This window comes from Mesorhizobium sp. M7A.F.Ca.CA.004.12.1.1 (assembly GCF_003997835.1).
Classification (GTDB): Bacteria; Pseudomonadota; Alphaproteobacteria; order Rhizobiales; family Rhizobiaceae; genus Mesorhizobium.
Map to the genome: position 1 here is coordinate 1 of NZ_RZRK01000568.1, position 4,031 is coordinate 4,031.

The 4,031-nt window shown below is 65.0% G+C and carries 6 protein-coding genes; 1 reads left to right on the plus strand and 5 read right to left on the minus strand.

Annotated elements, in window-relative coordinates:
* From EN984_RS25165 to EN984_RS25185, 5 genes are all read right to left on the minus strand, one after another.
* Nucleotides 1-283, minus strand: a 283-nt coding sequence (locus tag EN984_RS25165) for a winged helix-turn-helix domain-containing protein (RefSeq protein ID WP_164765631.1), incomplete at its 3' end; no start/stop codon positions are given.
* Nucleotides 284-333: 50 nt separating this feature from the next.
* Nucleotides 334-681: a RidA family protein gene (locus EN984_RS25170; RefSeq protein WP_023810158.1), complete on the minus strand. Its 348-nt coding sequence runs from the start codon at nucleotides 679-681 to the stop codon at nucleotides 334-336.
* 31 nt (nucleotides 682-712) lie between these two features.
* Complete coding sequence (locus EN984_RS25175) at nucleotides 713-1,519, minus strand: SDR family oxidoreductase (RefSeq protein ID WP_127268819.1); 807 nt, start codon at nucleotides 1,517-1,519, stop codon at nucleotides 713-715.
* Nucleotides 1,512-2,324: a shikimate dehydrogenase gene (locus EN984_RS25180; protein ID WP_127268820.1), complete on the minus strand. Its 813-nt coding sequence runs from the start codon at nucleotides 2,322-2,324 to the stop codon at nucleotides 1,512-1,514. The genes EN984_RS25175 and EN984_RS25180 overlap by 8 nt, the downstream gene beginning before the upstream one ends.
* 6 nt (nucleotides 2,325-2,330) lie before the next feature.
* Nucleotides 2,331-3,221, minus strand: a complete 891-nt coding sequence (locus tag EN984_RS25185; RefSeq protein ID WP_127268821.1) for a 2-hydroxy-3-oxopropionate reductase — start codon at nucleotides 3,219-3,221, stop codon at nucleotides 2,331-2,333.
* Nucleotides 3,222-3,330: 109 nt separating this feature from the next.
* Between EN984_RS25185 and EN984_RS25190 the strand changes: the two genes are divergently transcribed.
* A partial coding sequence (locus tag EN984_RS25190; RefSeq protein ID WP_127384022.1) for an aldolase/citrate lyase family protein occupies nucleotides 3,331-4,031 on the plus strand: 701 nt, incomplete at its 3' end.

Genomic DNA, 4,031 nt, shown 5'->3' on the forward strand with positions numbered 1-4,031 from the left:
GCGCAATGGTTTCCGGCAAGGTCCTGAGCGCTTCGTCCGGTATCGAGAAGTTGCGCGGCGCCGGCGTCTCGCTGACGAACATGCCGCGCCCCTGCTGCGGCACCACCAGGCCTTCGGAACGCAGTCGCGCCACAGCTTCCCGCACCACGGTGCGGCTGACATCGTACTCGGCGCAAAGCTCCGCCTCAGTCGGCAATTGCGCGCCGGGCAGCAGCTGTCCGGAGCGGATCTTCTCGGACAGGCTCTCCGCCACGACGGTGGAAAGCGGCTTGCGCTTCGTCATCAGTCTCCCTCTCGCCAGATTCGGGATGATGCCCGAACCGGCAGGACCATTCAAACCGCCGCGGTGACGATCAGCTCGACCAGCATTCCGGGCTTCGCCATCCGTCCTTCGCCCGATGAGCGCGCCGGTGCGTGCTCCCCGGGCATCCAGGCGTCCCACACCGCATTGACCTCGTCGAAATCCCTGATGTCGTCCAGCCACATCTGCACATGAAGGATGCGGGTCTTGTCCGTGCCCGCCTTGCCAAGCAGCGCATCGATCTTGCCGAGCACCTCGCGCATCTGGTCGGCCGCGGACTGGCCGGGCCTCGCGACCTGGCCGGTGAGGTAGAGCGTGCCGTTATGGATGACGCCATGGTGTATGCGGGTATCGAAGTCGAAGCGCTGGATGTCGCTCACTGGCGAGATATTGATCACTGGATTATCCTTGTCAGATAGCCGGCGTTTGCCGGATGGGATTTCCCTGCAGATATTGTGCGTAAGGCGCCTGAACCAGCCAGCCGGCGTCGACCGGCAAGGTGACGCCGGTAATCGAAGCGGCGCGCTCCGAGCAGAGGAACAATGCCGCCTCGGCGACGTCGCGCGGCTCGACGAAGCGTCGCAGCGCCGTGGTGGCCTGTATGGCTTCGGGGTTGCGTTCACCCCTGGCGATCTTGGTCTTCAGACCATCGGAAAGTGTATAGCCGGGCGCGACCGCATTGACGCGAACGCCATGCGGGCCGAGTTCGGCGGCGAGGATCTGGGTCAGGGCCAGGACCGCATGCTTTCCCGGCGTGTAGGCGGGCAGCGACAGCGGCGCGAAAGAGGCGAGCGAGCCGACATTCAGGATCGCGCCTCGCCGGGCGGCCGACATCAGCCGGCCAAACACCTGGCACCCCAACAGCGTGCCGCGATAATTCACCCGCCACATCTTCTCGTCCTCGTCCAGATCCTGATCAAGGACGTACTTGCCGCTCTGCAAGATGCCGGCGCAGTTGACGACGACGTGAGGCGTGCCGAACCCGTCGCTGACAATCCGTGCCAGAGCCTCGACTGAGCCGCTATCTGCGACATCTGTCTGGACAAACAGCGCACGCGGCGCGCCCGCCGCCTGGCAGGAGCCGGCCGCCTCATTGCCCCTCGTCGCATCCCGGCCGGAGACGACCACATGATAACCGTCTTCTGCGAAGCGCTGCGCGATAGCGCGTCCGATGCCGGAGGTGCCGCCGATGACGACGGCAGTCGGTGTCTCAGCCATGGCCGCGGTCCTTGCCTTCGATGTCGAAGAATTCGGACATCGCCCGGACCTGGAAATCCATCATCGGGCGTCCCGGTTGAACGCGGCAGCCGATCCCCTTGGCCGCCCGCAGCAGAGCGGTTTCCGCAGGCTCCATGATGATGTCCACGACCGTCATATCCGGGGTCAGCCGGCTGACGTCAAGCGGCAGCGGATCGCCGGCATGCATGCCGACAGGCGTGGCGTTGATCGCCATATGCATGCCGGAAGGCTCGGCCTCTCCGACCTGGATGCGGCATTTCGGGAACGCGCGGCCAACCAGCGCCGCCAGTTTCCCGGCGCGCGCCGTATCGATGTCGGTAAGGCGGATTTCGTCGGCGCCGGCTTCCGCGAGACAATAGGCGAGCGAAGCACCGGCGCCACCGGCACCGACTTGAAGAATGCGGCGGCCGGCGATCTGATGCCCGTTCGCCTTGAGCGCATCGATGAAGCCGACGCCGTCGAAATTGTCGGCATACCAGCTGCCATCCGGCAGCCGTCGCACCGAGTTGGCGCTTTCCACCCGCGCGGCGCGGTCATGCGCGGCGGAGCATTTGTGGTAGACCGCAACCTTGTACGGCACCGAGATGATCACGCCCCTGATATTCTCGGCTGCCGTGATGCCGGCCCAGAAGGTCTCAAAATCCTCCGGGCGGCAGCTCAAGGGCACCATGAGGCTGTCGAGGCCCTTCTGCTCGAAGATCTCGTTGAATATGCCGGGGCTCTTGGCGTGGGCCACGGGATGGGCCAGCATCACGAAGATCTCGGCCTTGCCGGTTCCGCGCATCGGTTTTTACTCCTTTTCTTTTGACAGTTCGTGGCCGCTGAGGATCTCCAGCGCCCGGACGAGAGACGAGTGATCGGCCTCGGCGCCACCTGGATGGGCCGAACAGGCATTCATCAGTTGCTGCGCCATGGCGGTGTTCGGCAGCGCCACGCCAAGGGCGCGGGCACTGTCAAGCGCCAGGTTGAGATCCTTCTGGTGGAGCTTGATGCGAAAGCCTGGGGCGAAGGTCCGGTCGATCATGCGCTGGCCATGCACTTCCAGGACGCGGGAAGCGGCGAAGCCACCCATCAGGGCGCCGCGAACCTTCGCCGGGTCGCACCCGGCCTTGCTGGCGAAGACAAGCGCTTCGGCCACGGCCTCGATGTTGAGCGCGACGATGATCTGGTTGGCGATCTTGCAGGTCTGCCCGGCGCCATTCTGCTCGCCGATCAAAGTGACGTTCTTGCCGAGTGTCTCAAAGATCGGCAGCGCCCGCTCGAACTCGGCGGCCGGGCCGCCGACCATGATGGTGAGGCTTGCCGCCTTGGCGCCGACCTCGCCGCCCGAGACCGGGGCGTCGAGGTAGCCGGCTCCCTTCTCTCGCAGTTTCGCCGCGAACGCCGCCGTGGCGATGGGGCTGATCGAGCTCATGTCGATGACCAGCTTGCCGGCTGACAGTCCTTCCAGGACGCCGTCCTCGCCCAACAGGACGCGTTCGACGTCAGGCGTGTCGGGCAGCATGGTGACGACGATCTCGGACCGCCGTGCCACTTCGGCGGCGGACGCGACGACCGATGCGGTCAGGCCCTGCGGTAGAGGGGAGCGATTGAGAACGGTGACGATCTCATGCCCGGCATCGGCCAGGTGGCGCGCCATCGGTGCTCCCATGACGCCAAGCCCGATGAACCCGATCCTCATTCTCCAGCTCCCATTCGAAAGTCCCTACATCGCATCTTGCAGCGTTTTGTAGCCATATGATATAGGACATCATACAAATTTCAACCAAATGATTGGAGACGATCGCAAGATGCAAGAACGCCTCAACACGCTGAAAGCCGCCACCGCGGCTGGCCGGGCTCACATCGGCATCTGGTGCTCGCTGGCTTCGGCGCTCACCACGGAGATCGTCGCCGGCTCCGGAGCCGATTGGGTTCTGATCGACGGCGAGCACAGCCCCAACCATCTGCGCAGCATCATGGCGCAGCTTCAGGTGATGGGCGGCTTCGACAGCGAGGCTGTCGTCAGGCTGCCCTCCGACGATCCCAATCTGATCAAGCAGGCGCTGGATATCGGCGCACGCAGCCTGATGATCCCCAATGTACGAACCGCCGATCAGGCCCGCGCCATCGTCGCGGCCATGAGCTATGCGCCCGGCGGATTTCGCGGCTTCTCGGTCGGTCACCGCGCCAATGGCTTCGGCCGCATCGCCGGCTACCACGCCAAGGCGCGCGAGCAGCAGCTTCTCGCCGTGCAGATCGAGGATGAATTGGGCGTGGCGAATGCCGCCGAGATCGCGGGGGTCGACGGGGTCGACGTTCTCTTCGTCGGTCCCGGCGATCTTTCCACCAATATGGGCGCGATGGGCAATCCCGGCGCGGCACATGTCCAGGAGGCAATCTCGTCCGTGCGCCAGGCCGCAACGGCGGCAGGCAAGGCAAGCGGCATCCTGGCGCCGGCGAAGGCCGATGCCGACCGCTACCTTGCCGAAGGCTTCACCATGGCTGTCTC

Coding starts and splice junctions, on each gene's coding strand:
- EN984_RS25175 (WP_127268819.1), bottom strand. CDS start 1,519: ATGGCTGAGACACCGACTGCCGTCGTCATCGGCGGCACCTCCGGCATC.
- EN984_RS25180 (WP_127268820.1), bottom strand. CDS start 2,324: ATGCGCGGAACCGGCAAGGCCGAGATCTTCGTGATGCTGGCCCATCCC.
- EN984_RS25185 (WP_127268821.1), bottom strand. CDS start 3,221: ATGAGGATCGGGTTCATCGGGCTTGGCGTCATGGGAGCACCGATGGCG.